At 70.4% G+C, this 22,470-nt stretch carries 18 protein-coding genes; 8 read left to right on the top strand and 10 right to left on the bottom strand.

Annotated features, from left to right (window positions below):
- Window positions 1-11: 11 nt before the first annotated feature.
- Genes puhB through bchF form a run of 9 tightly spaced genes read right to left on the bottom strand, consistent with a single transcriptional unit; the run spans window position 12 to window position 11,598 of the window.
- Entirely contained in the window at window positions 12-680 is a 669-nt protein-coding gene (puhB, locus tag HNR00_RS20395) for a photosynthetic complex putative assembly protein PuhB (RefSeq protein WP_183572460.1), read from the bottom strand.
- Window positions 677-1,450 (bottom strand): photosynthetic reaction center subunit H, encoded by a 774-nt coding sequence (puhA, locus tag HNR00_RS20390; RefSeq protein WP_183572458.1) that lies wholly within the window; start codon window positions 1,448-1,450, stop codon window positions 677-679. The genes puhB and puhA overlap by 4 nt, the downstream gene beginning before the upstream one ends.
- 16 nt (window positions 1,451-1,466) lie before the next feature.
- Window positions 1,467-2,912 (bottom strand): BCD family MFS transporter, encoded by a 1,446-nt coding sequence (locus HNR00_RS20385; protein ID WP_183572456.1) that lies wholly within the window; start codon window positions 2,910-2,912, stop codon window positions 1,467-1,469.
- Window positions 2,909-3,637 (bottom strand): magnesium protoporphyrin IX methyltransferase, encoded by a 729-nt coding sequence (bchM, locus tag HNR00_RS20380; RefSeq protein WP_183572454.1) that lies wholly within the window; start codon window positions 3,635-3,637, stop codon window positions 2,909-2,911. The genes HNR00_RS20385 and bchM overlap by 4 nt, the downstream gene beginning before the upstream one ends.
- A 13-nt stretch (window positions 3,638-3,650) precedes the next feature.
- Window positions 3,651-4,544: a ferredoxin:protochlorophyllide reductase (ATP-dependent) iron-sulfur ATP-binding protein gene (gene bchL, locus HNR00_RS20375; RefSeq protein WP_183572452.1), complete on the bottom strand. Its 894-nt coding sequence runs from the start codon at window positions 4,542-4,544 to the stop codon at window positions 3,651-3,653.
- Entirely contained in the window at window positions 4,541-8,257 is a 3,717-nt protein-coding gene (locus HNR00_RS20370) for a magnesium chelatase subunit H (RefSeq protein WP_183572450.1), read from the bottom strand. The genes bchL and HNR00_RS20370 overlap by 4 nt, the downstream gene beginning before the upstream one ends.
- A complete protein-coding gene (bchB, locus tag HNR00_RS20365) occupies window positions 8,232-9,824 on the bottom strand; it encodes a ferredoxin:protochlorophyllide reductase (ATP-dependent) subunit B (protein ID WP_183572448.1) in 1,593 nt (530 codons plus the stop codon). Before bchB ends, HNR00_RS20370 begins: the two co-directional genes overlap by 26 nt.
- A 2-nt stretch (window positions 9,825-9,826) precedes the next feature.
- Complete coding sequence (locus HNR00_RS20360) at window positions 9,827-11,098, bottom strand: ferredoxin:protochlorophyllide reductase (ATP-dependent) subunit N (protein ID WP_183572446.1); 1,272 nt, start codon at window positions 11,096-11,098, stop codon at window positions 9,827-9,829.
- Window positions 11,095-11,598, bottom strand: a complete 504-nt coding sequence (bchF, locus tag HNR00_RS20355) for a 2-vinyl bacteriochlorophyllide hydratase (protein WP_183572444.1) — start codon at window positions 11,596-11,598, stop codon at window positions 11,095-11,097. Before bchF ends, HNR00_RS20360 begins: the two co-directional genes overlap by 4 nt.
- Window positions 11,599-11,852: 254 nt before the next feature.
- Between bchF and HNR00_RS20350 the strand changes: the two genes are divergently transcribed.
- The 8 genes from HNR00_RS20350 (at window position 11,853) to HNR00_RS20315 (ending at window position 20,351) form a co-directional block, all read left to right on the top strand.
- The gene (locus HNR00_RS20350; protein WP_183572442.1) at window positions 11,853-12,740 is read left to right on the top strand and encodes a cobalamin B12-binding domain-containing protein; all 888 of its coding nucleotides are present in this window, start codon (window positions 11,853-11,855) and stop codon (window positions 12,738-12,740) included.
- A gap of 27 nt (window positions 12,741-12,767) precedes the next feature.
- Window positions 12,768-14,234: a transcriptional regulator PpsR gene (ppsR, locus tag HNR00_RS20345; RefSeq protein ID WP_183572440.1), complete on the top strand. Its 1,467-nt coding sequence runs from the start codon at window positions 12,768-12,770 to the stop codon at window positions 14,232-14,234.
- A gap of 177 nt (window positions 14,235-14,411) precedes the next feature.
- Window positions 14,412-15,299: a chlorophyll synthase ChlG gene (gene chlG / locus HNR00_RS20340; RefSeq protein ID WP_183572438.1), complete on the top strand. Its 888-nt coding sequence runs from the start codon at window positions 14,412-14,414 to the stop codon at window positions 15,297-15,299.
- Window positions 15,296-16,663 (top strand): BCD family MFS transporter, encoded by a 1,368-nt coding sequence (locus HNR00_RS20335; RefSeq protein ID WP_183572436.1) that lies wholly within the window; start codon window positions 15,296-15,298, stop codon window positions 16,661-16,663. Before chlG ends, HNR00_RS20335 begins: the two co-directional genes overlap by 4 nt.
- A gap of 4 nt (window positions 16,664-16,667) precedes the next feature.
- A complete protein-coding gene (locus HNR00_RS20330; RefSeq protein WP_183572434.1) occupies window positions 16,668-17,858 on the top strand; it encodes a geranylgeranyl diphosphate reductase in 1,191 nt (396 codons plus the stop codon).
- Window positions 17,855-18,352: a TspO/MBR family protein gene (locus tag HNR00_RS20325; RefSeq protein WP_183572432.1), complete on the top strand. Its 498-nt coding sequence runs from the start codon at window positions 17,855-17,857 to the stop codon at window positions 18,350-18,352. Before HNR00_RS20330 ends, HNR00_RS20325 begins: the two co-directional genes overlap by 4 nt.
- A gap of 1 nt (window position 18,353) precedes the next feature.
- Complete coding sequence (locus HNR00_RS20320; RefSeq protein WP_183572430.1) at window positions 18,354-18,617, top strand: hypothetical protein; 264 nt, start codon at window positions 18,354-18,356, stop codon at window positions 18,615-18,617.
- 135 nt (window positions 18,618-18,752) lie between these two features.
- The gene (locus HNR00_RS20315; RefSeq protein ID WP_183572428.1) at window positions 18,753-20,351 is read left to right on the top strand and encodes a cytochrome c; all 1,599 of its coding nucleotides are present in this window, start codon (window positions 18,753-18,755) and stop codon (window positions 20,349-20,351) included.
- A 291-nt stretch (window positions 20,352-20,642) separates the two neighbouring features.
- Here the strand turns inward: HNR00_RS20315 and ettA are convergent, their stop codons facing one another.
- The gene (gene ettA / locus HNR00_RS20310; RefSeq protein ID WP_183572426.1) at window positions 20,643-22,295 is read right to left on the bottom strand and encodes an energy-dependent translational throttle protein EttA; all 1,653 of its coding nucleotides are present in this window, start codon (window positions 22,293-22,295) and stop codon (window positions 20,643-20,645) included.
- Between the last annotated feature and the right edge of the window lie 175 nt (window positions 22,296-22,470).

The following is a 22,470-nucleotide window of genomic DNA, read 5'->3' as shown; positions in this document are numbered from 1 at the left end:
TCTCCTCGATGTCAGCCGGCGGCGGCGAGGCGGCCCGGCCGCGGCGCGGCACGCGGACGCTCGGCCGGCGCGGTCGCCACACCTTCCACGACGCGCGGTCCCTGCGTGGCGAGCGCGCCGACGAGCAACTCGGCCACCGCGCGGGCCTCGGGCACCGAGCGCAGCATCGGCTCGGGGCGGCTCACGCGCCAGGGCCGGGCGTGGGGCCAGAGATGCAGGTAGGCGATCCGCTCCCCCGGCGGCAGTTGCAGGGGGATGTCGCCGCTGCCGTCCGGGAACAGGTGCAGGCCCGCCCCCTCGGTGCGCGCGTGGGGCAGGTTGAGCGTGATCGGCAGGGCGATGCCGACATGCATGACCACCCGCCGGTCGGTGATGGTGTAGACGGTGGTGCGGTGGACGAGCCACGCCAGCAGGGTCAGCAGCGCGATGCCGCCCGCACCGATCAGCAGCGTCGGGGCGACGACGCCGAGCGCGCTCACCGCCCCGCCCTGTGCCGCGGCGGCGACGCCGAACAGGGTCGCGGTGCCGGCGAACCACGCCACCACCGGCCGGAGATGGAAGACCTGAACCAGCACGCCGCGCCAGGTCGGCGCGCCGCGCCACAGGATCCGCTCGCCCGCGGGCAGGGGGCCGGGCATCCCGCGCAGGGTGCCCTCGGGGAGGAATTCCGACTCGCTCACAGCAGCGGCTCCGCGCGGGCGGGGGTGGCGTAGAGCGTGCCGGCGCCGAAATAGGCCATGATCCGCTCCTCTTCGAGCAACGTCACGGAATCCGGATCCTTCGTGCCCGGAATGTCGGCGAATTGCGACGCCAGCAGCGCCTCGGTCGTGACCGTCTTGGTGAAGAGGCTGGTGGAGCAGATGGTCGCCGGCATCAGCACCCGGCGCCCGCCCGCGCCGAGTTCGACCTCGTAGTAGCGCACCATCGACTCGCCGCGGTCGACCCAGAGATCGGCGACCGTGCCGGCGACGTTGCGGTCTGCGCCGAGCACCGACATGCCGATCGGGTTCGGGCCCGCCTCGTGGACCACGAAGGTGTCGGCGACCCGCAGCGGCACGATGCGGTATTGGCCGTCCCAGGTGCGGTCGTGCTCGTCGTGGCGCGACACCCAGGAGCCGGGACCGACGCCCGCCTGGAGCGAGGACTCGGTCCGGTCATACGGGGCGCCGGGCCAGGGCTCGCGCTTGGCGGCCGGGATGCCGGTCTCGTAGGCGACGTCGGCCCGCGGCGCGTACATGGTGTGGCCGCTCGACAGCCGGAACGCCTTCGGCGTCGGCAGCAGGATGGGATCGTAGGCCTTGAGGCGGCCCGCCGCCTCGTTCTCGAGGGGGTAGCCCTCGCGGCGATCCTCGCGGCGCAGGTAGAACACCAGCCCCGCGAAGAAGAGCCAGAACGCGTAGAGCGTGACCTGCGCGACGTCGATGTAACCGGTGATCTCGCCTCTGGGCATGACGCTCTCCTCCCGATCAGGTGGGACGGTTGACGAGGGGGTCGAAGGTGCGCGCGCGTCCCTCGTCCGGACGTGCGGGCTCGCGGGACTCGACGCGGACCAGCGGGCCGATCGCCACCAGGGTGGCGAACAGGAGCGCGATCTCGACGTGGTAGACGATGAGGTAGCCGATGGCCGGCTCGTTCATGCCCTCGCCGAGCACGCCCGATTGCGCCACCGCGGCACCGACATCGCGCAGGATGCCGCTGGCCGCGATGGCGAGGCCGGCGGCAGTGGCCTGCACGGCGCCCCAGGCGCCGAGCGCGAGGCCCGTATCATCCGGGCCGGCCTTGGCCATGGAGGCGGTGAGCGTGCCGTGGGCGAACAGGCCGCCGCCGATGCCGATCAGCGTCACGCCCGCGGCGAACAGCCGGGCCGAGGCCAGGGGGGCGGCGAAGACCACCGCCGAGAAGGCGAGGATGCCGATGACCGAGCCGACCGCCGCGACCCGGTAGGGATCGCCGCCGCGGGCGAGCCAGCGCGCCGCCGCCACGAGGCCGAGGCCGCCGCCCGCCGCGAGCATGGCGGTGAGCGCCGTGGTCTGGCCGACGCTGAGGTTCAGGATCTGCCCGCCATAGGGTTCGAGCAGGATGTCCTGCATCGAGAAGCCCGCGGTGCCGAGGCCGATCGCGACCAGCCGCCGCCGGGCGGTCGGCTCGCCGGCATAGCCCTGCCAGGATTCCGAAAAACTCGGGCGCGGCACGTCGCGGCGGGTGAGGGTGGCGTTGCGCGGCTCCTGCTTCCACAGGGCGATGCCGTTCAGGACGATGGTGACCAGCGCCGCGCCCTGGATCACCTGGATCAGCCGGACGGGGGAGAAATTCGCGAGCGCGAGGCCGAACAGCAGCGCGCTGCCCATCATGCCGACGAGCAGCATGGCGCAGAGCAGGGCCACCACCTTCGGCCGGGCATGGGCGGGCGCCAGATCGGTGGCGAGCGCGAGGCCGACGGTCTGCGTGGTGTGCAGCCCGGCGCCGACGAGCAGGAAGGCGAGCGCGGCGGCGACATGCCCGACCCAGGCCGGGCCGGTGGTGTCGCCCGACAGGATCAGCAGGGCGAACGGCATGATCGCCAGGCCACCGAACTGCAGAAGCGTGCCGAACCAGATGTAGGGCACGCGCCGCCAGCCCAGCACCGAGCGGTGCGTGTCGGAGCGGAAGCCGACGAGCGCTCGCAACGGCGCGAACAGCAGCGGCAGGGACAGCATCACCGCCACGATCCAGGCCGGGACCGCCAACTCGACGATCATGACGCGGTTGAGCGTGCCGATCAGCAGCACGGCGGCCATGCCGACCGTGACCTGAAACAGCGACAGCCGCATCAGCCGCCCGAGCGGCAGCTCCTTCGTCGCGGCATCGGCGAAGGGAAGAATCGCTGGGCCGAGCCGCAGGAGGGCCTGCGTGAGGGTGAGGCCGGTCTTCATGCCGACCGGCCCTCCGTCGCGGGTGAGCGCCGTCCGTTCCTCAGCTCGATCGCGTTCGAGAGATAGAAGCCGCTGTTGATGCGCCGGGTGCGGCCGACCGAGAACCGCTCCAGCGCCGGCTCGCGGGCGATCCGGCGGCGCAAGGCCCCTTCGGTGATCGGGACGATGGCGGGCGCCCGGTCGGCCTTCGGGAAGAATTGTCCGGCCGCGTGCATCAGCGTCAGCAGCGCGGTGCGGGGCGCCACCGTGAAGACGACGCTGCCGTCGGTGCGCAAGCTCAGTTCGGCCAGCGCGCGGACGATGTCGGGCGCCTGATAGTGGATCAGCGAATCCATCGCGACGACATGATCGAAGCGGCCGAGCCACGGATCGAGCATGTCGCCGACCCGGAAATCGATAGAGCCCGGCCCGGCGATCTCCGGCAGGCGCTCGCGGGCGAGACCGATCAGCGTCGGCGACACGTCGATGGCCGTCACGGTGGCGCCGCGGCGGGCGGCCTCCACCGCCAGCGCGCCGGTGCCGCAGCCGGCGTCCAGCAGGCGCAGGCCGGTCATGTCGGCAGGCAGCCAGTCGAGCAGCGTCGCCCGCATGGCGTCGCGCCCGGCCCGCACGGTGGCGCGGATCTTCGAGACCGGTGCGTCCGAGGTCAACCGCGACCACGCCTCGACCGCGGTGCGGTCGAAGTAGGTCTCGAGCTGGGTGCGGCGGGTGGCGTAGCTGCTCATCGCGCGGAACCGATCAATCGAAGCCGAGGAATTCGAACAGGTCGCGGTCCTTCATCGGCACCGCCTCGCAGGGGTCGTCCCCGGCCCAGAGCGTCTCGGCGAGCCGCATGTACTCGTCGGTCACCGCCCGCAGCTCCGGCGAATCCTCCATCTCGAACAGGGTCGACTTCTTGAGGCGCGAGCGGCGCACCACGTCGAGGTCGGGGAAGTGGGCGAGGCGGCGCAGACCCACCGCGTCGTTGAAGCGGTCGATCTCGTCGGTCTTGGCCGAGCGGTTGGCGATGACGCCCCCCAACCGCACGCCGTAGTTCTTCGACTTGGCGTGGATCGCCGCCACGATCCGGTTCATCGCGAAGATCGAATCGAAGTCGTTGGCCGTGACGATCAAGGCGCGGTCGGCATGCTGGAGCGGCGAGGCGAAGCCGCCGCAGACCACGTCGCCGAGCACGTCGAACACGACGACGTCGGTGTCCTCCAAGAGGTGATGCTCCTTCAGGAGCTTCACCGTCTGGCCGACGACGTAGCCGCCGCAGCCGGTGCCCGCGGGCGGACCGCCGGCCTCGACGCACATCACGCCGTTATAGCCCTCGACCACGTAATCCTCGGGCCGCAGCTCCTCGGAGTGGAAGTTCACCGATTCGAGCGCGTCGATGACGGTCGGCGCGAGGCGCTTCGTCAGGGTGAAGGTCGAATCGTGCTTCGGATCGCAGCCGATCTGCAAGACGCGCTTGCCGAGCTTCGAGAAGGCGACCGAGAGGTTCGACGAGGTGGTGGACTTGCCGATGCCACCCTTGCCGTAGACGGCGAAGACCTTCGCAGTCTCGATCCGGTCGGTCGGATCGAGAGCGACCTGCACGCTGCCCTCCTCGCGGCGCAGCGGCACGGGATTCCTGATGGCGATGTTCATGCCGCGACTCCTGCGGTGATGCCGGGTGTCACCCCCTCGAGCCGGTCTTCCAGCTCCTCCTCGGCGCGGTCGAGTGCGTCGCGGGTGGCGGCGTCGGGGGTCCAGAAGCCTCGGCGGTGGGCTTCGATCAGGCGGCTCGCGACTTTGGCGCAGGCCGTGGGATTCAAGGCCGCCATGCGCTCGCGCATGGCGGGATCGAGCACGTAGGTCTCGGTGATGCGCTCGTAGATCCAGGGCTGAACTGCGCCAGCAGTCGCCGACCAGCCGACCGTGTTGGTCAGGGTCGCCTCGATCTGGCGCACGCCCTCGTAGCCGTGGCCGAGCAGGCCCTCGTACCATTTCGGGTTGAGCATGCGGGTGCGCGTCTCCAGCGCCACCTGCTCGTCCAGCGAGCGCACCCGGCCCTCGCCCCGCGTCTGGTCGCTGATATAGACCGGCACCGCCGCGCCGCGGGCCCGCGCCACGGCCCGGCTCACGCCGCCGAGCCCGTCGAAGTAGTGATCGACGCTCGTGACGCCGAGTTCGACCGAATCGAGGTTCTGGTAGGCGAGATCGACCTTGGCGAGCACCGCACGCATCAACTCGCGCTGCGGCGCCGGGCGACCGTTGCGGCCGTAGGCGAAGGACTTGCGCTTGGAAAACGTCTCGCAGAGTTCGTCCGCGTCGTCCCAGCGACCCGACTCGACAAGGTGGTTGACGTTGGCGCCGTAGGCGCCTTCCGCATTGGAGAAGACGCGCAAAGCCGCCGTCTCAATGTCGCAGCCCTGCTCGGCCTGGATCGCGAGCGCGTGCTTGCGGACGAAGTTCTGCTCCGACGATTCGTCGGCGGTGGCGGCGAGATAGCTCGCTTCCGCCAACAACTTGGTCTGGAGCGGCAGCAAATCCCGAAAGATGCCGGATAGGGTGACGACCGCGTCGATGCGGGGGCGGCCGAGAGTAGCGAGCGGGATCAGTTCGGCGCCGGCCAGCCGGCCGTAGCCGTCGAACCGGGGCGCGGCGCCGATCAGGGCCAGCGCCTGGGCGATCGGACCGCCCTCGCTCTTGAGGTTGTCGGTGCCCCACAGGACGATGGCGACGCTCTCCGGCAGGGGCTGCCCCTCGGAGGTGTAGCGTTCCAGCACGCGCCCGACCTGCCGGGCGCCGTCGGCCACCGCGAAGGCGGAGGGCAGACGGTAGGGGTCGAAGCCGTGCAGGTTGCGCCCCGTCGGCAAGATCGCCGGATTGCGCAGCAGGTCGCCGCCCGCCACCGGTGGAACGAAGCGGCCGTCCAGCGCCCGCAGCAGCGCCGGGATCTCATGGTCGCGCGACAGGTCGCGATCGATGCGCACGAGGTCGGCGAAGGCGGTGCGGCCGGTCTCGTCGAGGGGCAGGCCGGCGGCCGAGAGCGCCTCGTTGAAGGCCGCGCCCTCGATCAGCCGCTCGATGCCGGCCCGCGCCGGCTTCAGCCCATGCGAGGCCTCCGCCAGGGCCATCAGCAGATCGACGCGCTCTTCCGCCGGCATCGCCTCGCCGACGATGTGGAGGCCGTGCGGGATCAGGGTCTGTTCGAGCTCGGACAGCGCAGCGGCGAGTGCCGCGACGCGGGCCGGCACGTCGCCGTGCCAGGCCGGCTCGGCGGCGGTGAGGTCGAGGGCCGCGCCCTGCGACTGGATCACTTCGGCCAGCGTCGCCCGCTCGGCGGTCGCCTCCGGCTCCAGCGCGCGCCAGCGCTCGACCGAGGCCTTGAGGTCGATCAACCCGCGATAGAGGCCGGCGGCGGCCAGACTCGGGGTGAGGTAGCTCACCAGCGTCGCGGCGGAGCGGCGCTTGGCGATCGTCCCCTCGGAGGGGTTGTTGGCCGCGTAGAGGTAGACGTTCGGGAGCGCACCGATCAGCCGTTCGGGCCAGCAGCGCTCCGACAGGCCTGTCTGCTTGCCGGGCATGAATTCGAGCGCGCCGTGGGTGCCGAAATGCAGCACCGCGTCGGCGGCAAAATCCTCGCGCAGGTAGCGGTAGAACGCGCTGAAGGCGTGTGTCGGGGCGAAGCCGTGCTCGAACAGCAACCGCATCGGATCGCCCTCGTAGCCGAAGGCGGGCTGCACCCCGACGAAGACGTTTCCGAGCTGCACGCCCAGCACGAGGATGTCGGCGCCGTTGCTCTGGTGGCGGCCGGGCGCCGGCCCCCATTGCGCTTCGATCTCGGCCAGATGCGGCTCGCGGCGGACATGGTCTTCCGCCGAGATGCGGGCGTGGACGTTGGCCTGCGTGCCGAAGCGTGCGGCGTTGCCGGCCAGAATCCTGTTGCGCAGCGCATCCACGCTCTCGGGGATTTCGACGGTGTAGCCGTCGGCGGCCAGACCCCGCAGGGTGTTGAGGAGCGAGGCGTAGACCGAGAGGAAGGCGGCGGTGCCGGTGGCGCCGGCATTCGGCGGGAAGTTGAACAGGACGATGGCGAGCCGCCGCTCGGCTTTAGCCCTGCGCCGGAGCGACACCATGCGCTCGACCCGCTCGGCCAATCGCGCGGCGCGCTCCGGATGGACGCGCATGTCGCGGGCGTTGTCCGGACCGGAGGCCGAGGAGCGGCCGCCGAACACCATCGGTGCGGTGGCGCCGTCGAGTTCGGGAATCGCGACCATCATGGTCGCTTCGACCGGCGAGAGGCCGCGGTCGCCCTCCTGCCATTGCTCGATGGTCTGGAATTCGAGCGCCTGCGCGGCGAGGTAGGGCACGTCGAGCCGGGCCAGCAGATCCTGGGCCGCCGCCGCGTCGTTGTAGGCGGGGCCGCCGACCAGCGAGAAGCCGGTGAGCGAGACCAGCGCGTCGATGGCGGGGCGCCCGTCGCGCATGAAGAAGGCTTCGACCGCCGGGCGGTTGTCGAGGCCGGCCGCGAAGGCCGGCACAACGGAGAGGCCGCGGGCTTCCAGGGCGGCGATGACGCCGTCGTAGTGGGCGGTGTTTCCGGCGAGCACGTAGGAGCGCATCAGCAGGAGGCCGACGCGGCCCTTCGCTCCCGACATCGCGGGGACGCGCAAGGAATCCTCGCCGACGCGGCCCGGCATGCGCGGGTGGTAGAGCCCGGTCTCGGGATAGTGCTGCGGGGCAGGCGCGGCGGCGATCTCGCGCCAGACCGCGCGGGGGCCGGCGGCGTAGCGCTGCACGAGGAAGCGGACGAGCCCCGCCACGTTCTCGTCGGAGCCGGCGAGCCAGTATTGCAGCGTCAGGAAATAGGCCCGCACGTCCTGGGCCGAGCCGGGGATGAAGCGCAGGATCTGCGGCAGCTTGCGCACCAGCGCCATCTGGCGGGCGGCGTTGCCCTCCGCGCCGGGCTTGCCGCGCAGCTTCTTCAGGAAGTCCAGCGCCGAGCGCTTGGTGCCGCTCATGTCGAAGCGGTTGAGCCGGGTCGTCCGGACGACCTCGGCGGCCGAGAGGCAGCCGACCATGGCGTCGCAATGCGGGCGCCGCGCCAGCAGGGCGGGCAGGATCGCCCGGACGTGATCGTCGAGGAACAGCATGGCCGAGACGACGATGTCGGCCCGGGCGATCTCGGTCCGGCAGGCGGCGAGCGCGGCCGGATCGGTCTCCCACTCCGCGGCGGCGTGGAAGCTCAAGGTGAGGCCCGGCATCTCGCGGGCGAGGCGCAGGCGTGCCCGCTCCACCGCGCTCGCCAAGTGATTGTCGAGCGTGACGATGGCGATGCGGATGTCGGGCCTAGCGGCCGAAATGCGCTTTGGCATCGTAAAGGGTCTCGAGGGTGATGAGCGGGAGCTGCCGCTCGCGGGCGAAACGCTCGGTATTGGCGCGGGCTTTTCCGCGCACGAAGAACGGGATCTTTTTCAGTTCCTTCTCGGCATCGGCGCTCCAGGGCGCCGTGGTCGGGATCGGAGCCACGGTGACCTGGGCGGCCTCGACCACGATCGGAGCGGGCGCCGGGGCGGGCGGTGCAGCCTCCGGCTCCATGGCGGGCCCGGCATGCGTGCGGCCGAGATGCGAGGGGGCGGCGCCGTCGTGGAACTCGGGGTCCTCGCGGAACATCCCGAGCAGGTGCTCCTCCAGGCCCATCATCAGCGGATGGACCAGGGTGTCGAACAGGACGTTGGCGCCCTCGAAGCCCATCTGCGGCGAGTGGCGAGCCGGGAAGTCCTGGACGTGGACCGGGGCCGAGATCACCGCGCAGGGGATGCCCAGCCGCTTGGCGACGTGGCGCTCCATCTGCGTGCCGAGCACGAGTTCGGGCTGCGCCGCCTGGATCGCGGCTTCCACGTCCAGATAATCGTCGGCGATGATTGCCTCGATGCCGTGGAGGGCGGCCTCCGCTCGGACCTCGCGGGCGAATTCGCGGCTGTAGGTGCCGAGCCCGACGATGCGGAAGCCGAGTTCCTTGGCCGCGACGCGGGCGATGCCGAGCGCGTGGGTGGCGTCGCCGAAGATGAAGACGCGCTTGTCGGTGAGGTAGGTCGAATCGACCGAGCGCGAGTACCAGGGCAGCCGCGAGGGGACGCCCGCCAGCACCGGGCTCGGATCGACGCCGGCCAGGGCGGCGACCGCCTCGACGAAGCGGGTGGTGGCGCCGACGCCGATCGGCACGATGTCGATGAACGGCTGGCGGAAGGTCTTTTCGAGGTGCTGCGCCGCCGCGCGGGCGATCTCGGGGTAGAGCACGACGTTGAAGTCGGCTTCCCGCAGCCGTCCGAGATCGGCCGGGCTGGCGCCCAGCGGCGCCACGACGTTCACGTCGATCCCGAGCGCTTCGAGGATCTTTCGGATCTCGATCAGGTCGTCGCGGTGGCGGAAGCCGAGTGCGGTCGGACCCAGGATGTTGCAGAGCGGGCGCCGGCCCTCGCGGGGGCTGCGCTCGACCACGGGACCGGAAAGCGCGCGGACCAGCCGATAAAAAGTCTCGGAGGCGCCCCAGTTCTCCTTCTTCTGGTACGCCGGCAGCTCGAGCGGGATCACCGGGATCGGCAGGGCGAGCGCCTTGGCGAGCCCGCCCGGATCGTCCTGGATCAGCTCCGCCGTGCAGGAGGCCCCGACGATCATCGCCTGCGGCTGGAAGCGGGCATGGGCCTGCGCCACCGCATCCTTGAACAACAGGGCGGTGTCGCCGCCGAGGTCGCGTGCCTGGAAGGTGGTGTAGGTGACGGGCGGGCGCTTCTCGCGCCGCTCGATCATGGTGAAGAGCAGATCGGCATAGGTGTCGCCCTGGGGGGCGTGCAGCACGTAGTGCAGCCCCTCCATCGCGGTGGCGACCCGCATGGCGCCGATATGCGGCGGTCCCTCGTAGGTCCAGACGGTGAGTTGCATCGCTACACCTCCAGCTTGGCGCGGCGGTGGAGCGGGCGGGCGAACAATTCGGCGAGGTCGCCGGCCTGGTCGTAGCCCTGGATCGGGGTGAACAGCAGCTCGATCGACCACTTGGTCGAGAGCCCCTCGGACTCCAGCGGATTGGCGAGGCCGAGCCCGCAGACGGTGAGGTCGGGGCGCGCCTCGCGGCAGCGGTCGAGCCCGTCGTCGAGGCTCTGGCCCTCGACGATGGCCGTGCCGGCGGGCAGGAGTTCCAGCTCGGCGGCGAGATGGGCGCGATGCAGGTAGGGCGTGCCGATCTCGACGAGATCGGCACCGACCTCGCGCGAAAGAAAGCGCGCCAGCGGCACTTCGAGCTGCGAATCGGGGAAGAAGAACACCCGCTTGCCCGCAAGCCGCTCGCGGTAGCGCTCCAGCGCCCGGTCGGCCCGCGCGCGGCCCGGCGCGGTCACGGTCTCGAACCGCGCCGGATCGACGCCGAACGCCTCGGCCGCGGCCTTGAGCCAGAGGGTGGTGCCCTCCGCACCCAGCGGGAACGGGGCCGGGATGCGCTTGGCGCCGCGCTCGTCGAGCGCGCGGGCGGTCGCCGTCAGGAAGGGCTGGGCCAGAAGGTAGGGCGTGCCGCGGGCCACCGCCGGCATCTCGCCCGAGCGCCGCGCCGGCAGGAAGCGGGCGCGGATGCCCAGTTCCGAGAACAGCCGCGCGAACTGATCCTCGACCACGTCGGCCAAGGCGCCGACGACGAGAAGGTCGTTGCTCACCGATTCGGCCTGCGGCAGGCTGGGCACCAGCGCGTCGAGGCAGGCATCCTCGCCCTCGGTGAAGGTCGTCTCGATGCCCGAGCCCGAATAGTTGAGCACGCGCACGCCGGGCGAGAGCCGCTGCGACAGGCGGAGCGCGGCCCGCGACAGGTCGAGCTTGATCACCTCGGACGGGCAAGAGCCGACGAGGAACAGCAGCTTGATGTCCGGGCGCCGCTCGATCAGCCGGGTGACGACCCGGTCGAGTTCCTCGTTCATGTCGGCGAGGCCGGCCAGATCGCGCTCGTCGATGATCGCGGTGGCGAAGCGCGGCTCGGCGAAGATCATCACGCCGGCTGCCGACTGGATCAGGTGCGCGCAGGTGCGCGAGCCGACCACGAGGAAGAACGCGTCCTGAATCTTGCGGTGCAGCCAGACGATGCCGGTGAGGCCGCAGAAGACGGCGCGCTGGCCGCGCTCGACGCGGATGTCGGGGCCGCAATCGGCGGCGGTGACGGGTGCGTGGGCGTTCATCGGGCGCTCTCCCCGGCGAGCGCCATCGGGGTCGGCGCTTCGAGGCGGGCCGCCCGCAGCTTCAGCAGGAACTGCCCGGCATTGATCAGGTACGTGGCATAGGCGGCGAGCGCGAGGACGAGCAGGCCGTGCGTGTCGAGCGCGCCGGTCGTCAGGGCGGCGAGGTAGGCCGTGTGCAGCGCCAGCACCAGCATGCTGAACACGTCCTCCCAGTAGAAGGCCGGGGCGAACAGGTAGCGGCCGAACACGGCCTTCTCCCAGATCGAGCCCGTCACCATGATGGCGTAGAGGACGAGCGTCTTGATCACGATCGAGGCGTGGGCGGCTTCCGCCCCGGCGCCGGTCGCCAGCGTCCGCACCACCAGGGCGACGCTCACGAGGAAAACCAGGAATTGCAGCGGGGCCAGCAGGCCCTGGACCAGGGTCCACGGCGAGGCGTCGCGCCGCCGGCGCTCTTCGCTCGTGTAGAGCGCTCTTTGCTGGCCCTGGCGTGGCCGCATGGCGTCCGCCTCCGCTCTGCCTCGGACCCCGTCTTCGCAGGGCCTCTTCCCGAACGAAGCCTAGGCCGAGCCCGGCCAAAGTGTCAATCCAGCTTGACGCTCTGGCGCGCTGACACTTGTTGGCATTGTATTCATTCGAAGGCATTGCCAACGCACGGAAGAGGCGTATCGTGAAGCTGAACACGTCCAGCTAAGAGGCGCGACAGGGTATCCTGCATTAACCTGCTTGATCCGCTGCTGTTTGGGAGAGGCCTATGGGAGGCTGGAGGCATTACGGCGAACGCCTGGAGCTCCCAGCGCCCGCGCGGGACTGCAGTGTGAGCGGTGAGACGCTGGCGGCGTCCGCCTTCGACGTTCAGCCGGATGCGGAGCGCATGCGCCGCCGCCTCGCGGGCGTGGTCGAAGCGGAGATCCTGCCCCGGCTCATGCTGGTCCATCGCCCCCGCACGAAGCCGGCGCCCCCGCTGCAGGACCGTCAGCCGAACCCGGAGGACGTCGAGCGGCTGTGCGATCTGCTGCTGTCCCGAGCCGAGGGCGACCTCACCCTTCACCTCCTGCGCTTCCTCGACGAAGGCCTCACGCTGGAGAGCGTGCTGGTCGAGCTGCTGACGCCCGCCGCGCGCCAGCTCGGGCGCCTGTGGGAGGACGACATCTGCGACTTCATCGAGGTCACGGTGGCGCTCGGGCGGCTCCAGGCGGTCGTCCGCGATCTCTGCGCCCGGTTCGGCGACGACAGCGTGGAGCCGCGCGGGCGCAGCATCCTGATGCTGCCCTGCCCCGGCGAGACCCACGTGTTCTGTCTCGCGGTGCTCGCCGGCATCTTCCGCGAGTCGGGCTGGGACGTGACCACCGCCGGGCAGGATGCCGGCGTCGATCCGGCCGAACTCGTCGCCCACGAATGGTTCGACGTGGTCGGTCTGACGCTCTCCTGCGACGTACTTGTCCCCAGGCTTTCGCAGACCATCGCGGGCCTGCGTCGGGCTTCGAACAATCCGTCGCTGAAGATCCTCGTCGGCGGGCCGTATTTCGTGCGCCACCCCGACCACGTGAGCGTCGTGGGCGCCGATGCGACCGCCGAGGATGGGCGCCTTGCCCCCTTGATTTCCGAGAGCTTGCTTGAAATGCGGTCCCGAGCCTGTTGAAAGGACCTCCTTTCGCGCCATCACGAAGTGGTGATCTTGAGCAGCTTGGCGAGCCATCCCCCGCAGCGGCCCTCTCCGGCGCTGCAACAGGCGGCCGGTCTCCTCGACAGCGAGGCGGCCGGGCTCCTGCTTGCGGCCACGAGCGACATCTCGATGATCGTCGGCGAGGACGGGGTGATCCAAGAGACCGCCTCCGGCGCGCTCGATCTCGAATCGGAGGACATCGCCTCCTGGCGCGGGCGGCCGTGGATCGACACGGTCACCGTCGAGAGCCGACCGAAGATCGACGCGCTGCTGCGTGACGCCGCCACCGGGACGATGACCCGCTGGCGGCAGGTGAACCACCCCTCCCGCAACGGCCCGGACGTGCCGATCCGCTATGCGGGTCTGCGCCCGCGCAAGGGCGGGCCGATCATCGTCGTGGGCCAGGACCTGCGGACGCTGGCCGGGCTGCAGCGGCGGCTCGCCGACACGCAGCAGGCGTTGGAGCGCGACTACGACCGGCTGCGCTCCGCCGAGACCCGCTACAAGCTGCTGTTCCAGCTCTCCGGCGAGCCGGTGCTGGTGGCCGATGCCGGCACGCGGCGCGTCACCGAGGCGAACCCGGCCGCGGCCCGCCTCCTCGGCCGGCCGCCGAAGCGCATCCTGGGCCAGGACGTCGCCGACCTGTTCGAGGTCTCGACCACCCGCGACATCGCCGTGCTGTTCGCGGGGCTTCGCGCCTCGGGGCAGGCCGGCGACCTCGTCGCGCGGCTCAGCGGCGGCCGGGGCGAGACCCGGCTCTCGGCCTCGCTGTTCCGCGGCGAGGGCTCGACCTCGATCCTTCTGCGCCTCTCGCCGCTGGCCTCGGCGCAGGCCGGGCAGCCCTCGGACGGGGGCGCCCTCGACGTGATTCGGCGGATGCCCGAGGCCTTCGTCGTAACCGATCCGGGCCGGCGCATCCTCACCGCCAACACCGCCTTCCTCGACCTCGTGCAGCTCGCCACCGAGGAGCAGGTGCGCGGCCAGGCCCTCGACCGCTGGCTCGGGCGCGAGGAGACCGAGGCCCTCGCCCTGTTCACGACGTTGCGTGAGCACGGCTCGGTGCGCCACTTCTCCACGGTGATGCGCGGCGCCTACGGCTCGGTCGAGGAGGTCGAGGTCGCCGCCGTCTCCGCTCCCGCGGCCGAGCAGCCCTGCCTCGGCTTCACCATCCGGGCGACGCCGCGCCGGGCCGCCCCGGTCCATACGAGCGGACACGACCTGCCCCGCTCCGTCGAGCAGATGACCGAACTGGTCGGCCGGGTCTCGATGAAGGCGCTGGTGCGCGAGACGACCGACCTGATCGAGAAGCTCTGCATCGAGGCGGCGCTCCGCATCACACGGGACAACCGCGCCTCGGCCGCCGAGATGCTGGGCCTCAGCCGCCAGGGTCTTTATGCGAAGATGCGTCGCTACGGCATCGGCGATCTCGACGCGGGTGACGCCGAGCTGGGACCCGACCGCGAGCAGTGAACCGCGGTCCTGTCGGAGAATGTCGATCCCTGCGGATCACAGATGCGGCACCGGCATCCGATGCCAGTTGCAGGAATTATCTTGCACGCCGGCAAACCGATCCAATGTCGCAGCAGTGTGACAGTGCAAGTGTAAAGTTCACTTGACACACGGCGGTGCGGCTCACTAGCGTCGGGCATGGCCACGCCCGCACCCAGCGCAGTCGTCGAGCTTCTCAAGCCCATCACGTGGTTCGCACCGATGTGGGCCTTCGCCTGCGGGGTCGTGTCCTCGGGCCAAGCGCCTTCGGGGCAGTGGCCGGTGATCGCCGCGGGGGTTGTGCTCGCCGGCCCGCTGGTCTGTGCGACCAGCCAGGCGGCGAACGACTGGTTCGACCGCCACGTCGACGCCATCAACGAGCCGGACCGGCCGATTCCCTCCGGGCGCATCCCGGGGCGCTGGGGGCTCTATCTCGCAGCGGGCTGGACGGTGCTGTCGCTCCTCGTTGCCGCGATGCTCGGCCCCTGGATTCTCGGGGCCGCCCTGTTCGGCCTCGTGCTGGCCTGGATCTACTCCGCACCGCCGATCCGGCTGAAGCGCAACGGCTGGTGGGGCAACGCGGCCTGCGGCCTCTGCTACGAGGGCCTGCCCTGGTTCACCGGTGCCGCCGTGATGGCCGCCGCGATGCCGGACAGCCGCGTCGTCGCCGTCGCGCTGCTCTACGCCATCGGCGCCCACGGCATCATGACGCTGAACGACTTCAAGTCGATCGAGGGCGACCGGGCGCTCGGACTGCGCTCGATCCCCGTGCAGATGGGTCCGCGCTACGCCGCCCTGTTCGCCTGCCTCGTGATGGCGCTGCCGCAGACCGTGGTGGTCTCCCTGCTGCTGAGCTGGGACCGGCCGTGGCATGCGGGCGCGGTCGGCCTGCTGCTCGCCGGCCAGCTCGCCCTGATGGCGCGCTTCCTCAAGGAGCCGCGCGCGCGCGCGGCCTGGTACAACGGCACCGGCACCACCCTCTACGTGGTCGGCATGCTGGTCGCGGCTTTCGCCCTGCGGCCCCTCGTGCAAGGGGTCGGGTCATGAGCAACGCCCCTGCCTCCTCCCTCTCGACTTCGTTCTCCTGGCTCCAGATCGTCCGGCTCGGCCTCGTCCAGACGGCGCTCGGCGCCGTGGTCGTGCTGATGACCTCGACGATCAACCGGGTGATGGTGGTGGAACTGGCGCTGCCCGCGATCGTGCCGGGCGCGCTGGTGGCGCTCCACTACGCGGCGCAGGTGCTGCGCCCGCGCTGGGGCTACGGCTCGGATGTCGGCGGGCGGCGCACTACGTGGATCATCGGCGGCATGGCCGCGCTCTGCCTCGGCGGCTTCGGCGCCGCGGTCGCGACGGCTCTGGCTGAGACCGCGCTCGCCGCGGGGCTGGCGCTGGCGGTATTCTCCTTCCTCCTCGTCGGCATGGGCGCCGGCGCGGCGGGCACCAACCTCCTCGTCCTGCTCGCCACCGGCGTCGAATCGAGCCGCCGCGGCGCGGCGGCGACCATCGTCTGGGTGATGATGATCGCGGGCTTCGCCGTCACGGCGCCGCTCGCAGGACACTTCCTCGATCCGTTCTCGGGCCTGCGGCTGGTCGCCGTCTCCGGCACCGTGTCGGCGATTGCCTTCGCGGTGGCGACGCTCGCCGTTTTCGGGCTCGAACCGCGGCGCCTGCCGTCGAGCGCACCCCAGACGCCCAGAAAACCGTTCCGTGCGGTGCTGGCGCAGGTGCTGGCGGAGCCCGCGGCGCGGCGCTTCACGCTGTTCATCTTCGTCTCGATGCTGGCCTACAGCGCGCAGGAACTGATCTTGGAGCCCTATGCCGGCCTCGTCTTCGCGATGACGCCCGGCGCCACCACCAAGCTCGCCGGGCTTCAGCACGGCGGCGTGCTCGCCGGCATGCTCTTTGTCGCCGGCATCACCGTCTTCATCGGTGGGCCCCTGCTCGGTTCGCTGAAGGTCTGGACGGCGGTCGGCTGCGGCCTCTCGGCGCTGGCGCTGGGGGCCATCGCCTTAGGCGGTCCGATCGGGCCCGATTTCCCGCTTCGGGCGGCGGTCGCTGCGCTCGGCTTCGGCAACGGCGTCTACGCGGTCGCCGCCATCGGCTCGATGATGGCGCTGGCCGGCCGCGGCGGCGAGGCCGAGCGCGGCACCCGCATGGGCGTGTGGGGCGCAGCGCAGGGCGTCGCCTTCGGCGCGGGCGGTTTCCTGGGAACGCTCGCGGTCGATCTGGCCCGCCTCGTCGCGACCGAGCCGGTCACCGCCTACGCCACGGTCTTCGCGGCCGAGGCCGTGCTGTTCATCGTCGCCCTGTTGATCGCCCTGCGGGTCGAGCACGCCTCCGTCGGGCGGCGCGCCAACCCGCTGGCGCAGGCGGCCTCCTTCCAGCTCCATCCCGGATTCGACGCGAGGTAGCCCCATGACCCACCACGGCGCTCCCGAGACCTTCGACGTCGTGGTGGTGGGCGGCGGTCCCGCGGGTGCCACCGCGGCGACCGATCTCGCCCGCGCCGGCCGCCGGGTGTTGCTCCTCGACCGGGCGGGCCGGATCAAGCCCTGCGGCGGCGCGATCCCGCCGCGCCTGATCCGCGACTTCGCGATCCCCGACGACCTGCTGCTCGCCCGCATCCGCAGCGCCCGGATGATCGCGCCGAGCGCGCGCCACGTGGACATGCCGGTGGGCGACGGCTTCGTCGGCATGGTCGACCGCGCCCAGTTCGATCCCTGGCTGCGCGACCGCGCCCGCCTTGCCGGTGCGGAGTGCCGCGACGGCCTGTTCGAGCGCATCTCTCGCGATGAGGGCGCGACGACGGTGCATTACCGGGCGGGCAAGGACGGGCCGGAGATCCAAGTGAAGGCCCGCCTCGTCATCGGCGCCGACGGGGCGGGCTCGCCGGTCGGGCGGGCGGAGATTCCGGGCCACGCCAAGATGCGGCAGGTCTTCGCCTATCACGAGATCGTCCGCAGCCCCCCGAGCGAGACCCACGACGGCACCCGCTGCGACGTCTACTACCAGGGCCGCCTCTCGCCGGACTTCTACGCCTGGATCTTCCCCCACGGCGACACGATGAGCATCGGCACCGGCAGCATGCGGAAAGGGTTCTCGCTGCGCTCGGCGATCCGCGACCTGCGCGCCTCCACCGGGCTCGATGCCTGCGAGACGGTGCGCCGCGAGGGCGCGCCGATCCCCTTGAAGCCCCTGAAGCGCTGGGACAATGGCCGCGACGTGCTGCTCGCGGGCGACGCGGCCGGCGTCGTCGCCCCGGCCTCGGGCGAGGGCATCTACTACGCCATGCTCGGCGGGCGGCTTTCGGCGGAGGCCGCCGAAAGCTTCCTCGCCACCGGCGACGCCAAGGCCCTGACCACGGCCCGCAAAAAGTTCATGCGGCTGCACGGGCGCGTGTTCTGGATCCTCGGGATGATGCAGTGGGTCTGGTACCGCAGCGACGGCCTGCGCGAGCGCTTCGTCGCGATCTGCAAGGACAAGGACGTCCAGCAACTCACTTGGGACGCCTACATGAACAAGGAATTGGTGCGAGCGAAGCCGGCTGCGCACGCAAAGATCTTCTTCAAGGATCTGGCGCACCTGTTCCGCTGGGTCTCGCCGTGACGGCCTGGCTCGCGGGCGATTGGGGGCCGGCCCTCGTCACCGCCTTCGCGGCGCTGATCGTCGCCGTGGCGGGCGGGATGGCGACCCGCACCGACGCTTGGTACTTCGCGCTCCGCGTCCCCGCCTGGAAGCCGCCGGACTGGGCCTTCGGTCCGATCTGGACGGTCATCATCGTTCTCACCGCCACCTCCGCGGTGCTCGCCTGGAACGCCGACCCGGACCCCGCCGCCCGCACCCGGCTGGTCGCGGCGTTCACGGTCAACAGCGTCCTCAACATCGCCTGGAGCTGGATCTTCTTCCGCCTCCGCCGGCCGGATTGGGCTTTGGCCGAAGTCGGCCTGCTCTGGCTCTCCATCGTCGCGCTGGCGCTCACCGCCGGCCACGCCTCGCTCCTCGCGGGCCTCCTGAACCTGCCCTACCTCGCCTGGGTCAGCATCGCGGCCTGCCTCAACCTCACCATCGTGCGGCTCAACCCGCCCGCAAGAGGCACGTGAGATGGCCGACCTGTTCGCGAGCGGGCGCATCGTCGACGTCATCGTCGCCCTGGTGGCGTTGGAGGCGCTGCTGCTCGTGGGCCTTCGACTGCGGTTCGGGCGAGGGCCCAAGCCCGCCGCGCTCCTCTCGAACCTCGCCTCGGGCGCCGCGCTGATGCTCGCGGTGCGGGCCGCGCTCACCGGCGCGGACTGGCCGATCGTGGCGACGTGGCTCCTTGCCGCGCTTTTCGCCCATCTCACGGAAATGATGATCAGATTTCGGTGATTCGCTGCCGTCTGATCGCGTGGGTGTGAGCGCGAGGACTGGAACAAGCGGGACCGTCTCGCGTTCCGAGCCCGTTCCTCGACTGAGAATAAGACCAAAGTGTCCGGGGCCGTCACTGATCGGGAGACCGGGTTTATGACACGACGCACCGCACGCGGCTCCGGATGGCTCGCGCTGGCTGCCCTGTTCACGGCCGCGCCGGCCCTGGCACAGGGGGGCGATGCGGATCTGATCAAGCGCGGCGAATACCTCGCGACGGCAGGCGATTGCGTCGCCTGCCACACGGCGCCCGGCGGCAAGCCCTATGCGGGCAATTACGGCCTCAACACCCCGATCGGCCTCATCATGACGCCGAACCTCACGCCCGATCCTGAGACCGGCATCGGCAAGTGGAGCTACGAGACCTTCGAGAAGGCGTTCCGCCACGGCATCGGCGACGAGGGCGAATACCTGTATCCGGCCTTCCCGTTCGGCTGGTACACCAAGGTGAGCGACGAGGACACCAAGGCGATCTTCGCCTTCCTCAAGTCGCTGGACCCGGTGAACGAGAAGCGGAAGGAGAGCCAGATCCCCTTCCCCTACAACATCCGCACCGCGCTGATCACGTGGCGCACCGCCTTCTTCACCGAGGCGCGCTTCAAGCCCGATCCGAACGTGAGCGAGGAGGTCAACCGCGGCGCCTACCTCGTCGAGGGCCTGGGCCATTGCGGCATGTGCCACAACGAGCGCAAGCTCGTCGGCAATTCGAGCCTCGCGGGCAAGCTGGGCGGCGGCGTCATCGACGGCTGGTACGCCCCCAACATCACGCCGGACGGCCATCAGGGCATCGGCGCGTGGTCGGACGCCGAGGTTGTGACCTACCTCAAGACCGGCACCGCGCCGGGCAACCGCCCCGGCGTCGCCGCGGGCCCGATGCGCCAGACCATCGAGGAATCGCTCTCCAAGATGACCGACGCCGACCTCAAGGCGATGGTCGCTTACCTGCGGACGGTTCCGGCCAAGCAGACCTACAAGGAGAAGGACCTCCAGGCCTTCAACCAGCCCGGCGCGCCGGGGGCCGACGTCTACCTCACCTACTGCTCGTCCTGCCACCGGCCGGACGGCAAGGGCGTCGAGGGCGCGATTCCGGCGCTCGCCGGCAACACCTCGGTCCAGTCGGAAGGGCCGCAGACGGTGCTGCGGGTGATCTACGGCGGCCTCGCGGGGCAGAACGGCTACGCGCCGATGCCGGCGATCGGGCAGGACATGACCGAGCAGCAGGTGAAGGACGTGACCGACTACGTCCGCAACGCATGGGGCAACAAGGCGCCGGTGATGAATTCCGGCAGCGCCGTCTCGGAGGCCAAGGCCGCGACGCAGTCCATGCTTGCCGGAACCGCCCCCTGCGACGCGATCGCGGACGAGGGGGTCAAGACGGCGATCGAGCAGAACGGCGTCGTCGCCGAACTGAAGGGCCTGACCGCCAACGACTTCATCCCGAAGCTCGCCACCATCGTGCCGAAGGTGAAGTCGGCCGCCTCCGGCGCCAAGGATGACGACATCGTCAACGGCCTCACCTCTGCCTATTGCCAGGCCGCCCGCGAGGAGCCCGGCGACGGCAAGTTGAGCTGGCCGGCCCGGATCGGCTCCTTCGCTAATCTCGCCTACAGCCAGATCAAACATCCGGAGAAGCAGGCGAGCGCGGTGCCCGGCCAACCGCCGGCAACCGGCGCAAGCCCAGTGAAGCAGCAATAGGCGTTTCCGGGGGCGGGGGAGGATCGCGCAAGCCGATTCCGCCCCCCACCGCAGCCGTAGGACGCTCAGCGATTCTCCGACCGCGGCGCGGTTGGCAGGACGGTCCTCGGCGGGATGCCGCCGAGGATCCGATGTGGCCGACATCCACCGGGCCGTCCGGCACGTCCCGCGCTTCTGGGCCGGCAGGTCCTCGTCTTCGCCGCCGGTCGGATAGCGGCCGGCGCGAACCGCCCGGGGCTCCCGCGCGTCAAGGGCGAGGGAGGGGGAGCCGAAGCGTGGATCCGGCGAGAATCAGCGCGAAAACTTCTTGTACTTCAGCTTCTTCGGGATGAGCGAATCGGTTCCGAGCCGACGCTTCTTGTCGGCCTCGTAATCCGAAAAGTTGCCCTCGAACCACTCGACGTGGCTGTCGCCCTCGAAGGCGAGGATGTGGGTCGCGATGCGGTTCAGGAACCAGCGATCGTGGCTGATGATCACCGCGCAGCCGGCATAATCCTCCAGGCCCTCTTCGAGCGCCCGCAGGGTCTCCATGTCGAGGTCGTTGGTCGGCTCGTCCAGCAGCAGGACGTTGCCGCCCTTGCGCAAGGTCGCGGCCAGATGCACGCGGTTGCGCTCGCCGCCCGAGAGCACGCCGACCTTCTTCTGCTGGTCGCCGCCCTTGAAGGCGAAGGCCGCGCAATAGGCGCGGGAATTGATCTCGCGCTTGTTGAAGTACAGGATGTCGTTGCCGCCGGAGATTTCCTGCCACACGGTCGAGTTCGGATCGAGCGCGTCGCGCGACTGATCGACATAGCCGAGATGCACGCTCTCGCCGATGGCGATCGAACCGGCATCGGGCTCCTCGTTGCCGGTGATCATCTTGAACAGGGTGGTCTTGCCGGCCCCGTTCGGGCCGATGACGCCGACGATGCCGCCCGGCGGCAGCTTGAACGACAGGTCCTCGATCAGCAGGCGGTCGCCGTAGGCCTTGTTCAGGTTCTTGAACTCGATGACGTTCTGGCCGAGCCGCTCGGTGATCGGGATGACGATCTGCGCTGTGGCGTCGACCTTCTGCTGCTGCTTGGCGACCAGTTCCTCGTAGCGGGTGATGCGCGCCTTCGACTTGGACTGGCGGGCCTTCGGCGAGGCCGAGATCCACTCCTGCTCGCGGGCGATGGAGCGCTGGCGGGCCATGTCCTCGCGGCCCTCCTGCGCCAGGCGCTTCTGCTTCTGCACCAGCCAGGACGAGTAGTTGCCCTCGTAGGGGATGCCCTTGCCGCGGTCGAGTTCGAGGATCCAGCTCGTCACATTGTCGAGGAAGTAGCGGTCGTGGGTCACGATCAGGATCGCGCCGGGGTATTGGCGCAGGTGGCCTTCGAGCCAGTTCACCGTCTCGGCGTCGAGGTGGTTGGTCGGCTCGTCGAGGAGCAGCAGTTCCGGCTCCCACAGGAGGAGCTTGCACAGCGCGACACGGCGGCGCTCGCCGCCCGAGAGCGTGGCGACGGGCTGCTCGTCGCTCGGGCAGCCCATGGCCTCCATGGCCTGATCGACCTTGGAATCGAGCTCCCAGAGGTTGCCCGCCTCGATCTTGTCCTGGAGCGCGGTCATCTCGTCCGCGGTCTCCTCGGAATAGTTCATGGCGAGTTCGTTGTAGCGGTCGAGCAGGGCCTGCTTCTCGGCCACGCCCTCCATCACGTTCTCGCGCACCGACTTGTCCGGATCGAGATGCGGCTCCTGCGGCAGGTAGCCGACGCGTGCGCCCTGCGCGACCCAGCCGTCGCCGGTGAAGTCCTTGTCGATGCCGGCCATGATCTTGAGCAGCGTCGACTTGCCCGATCCGTTGATACCCAGCACGCCGATCTTGGCGTCGGGGTAGAACGACAGGTTGACGTTATCCAGGACCTTCTTGCCGCCCTGGTAGGTCTTGTTGAGACCCCGCATGTGGTAGATGAAGTCGCGGGCCATGTGCGCTCGTCCTTGGAAAGAGGGGCCGTGCCGGCCGGGCCGGATTTCAGCGGATGCGCGCCGTCCCGCGCGGGGCCGGCCCCGGTTCAGGGCTGCCGCGCGAGTGCCGTCCGCTCACGGGTGAAGAATTTGCTGACCGAGTATCAGGGCCGCCGGGCAGGAGCAAGGACGGGGC

The organism is Methylorubrum rhodinum (assembly GCF_014199935.1).
GTDB classification, from domain to species: Bacteria; Pseudomonadota; Alphaproteobacteria; order Rhizobiales; family Beijerinckiaceae; genus Methylobacterium; species Methylobacterium rhodinum.
This window is presented reverse-complemented; position numbering and strand designations above follow the sequence as displayed.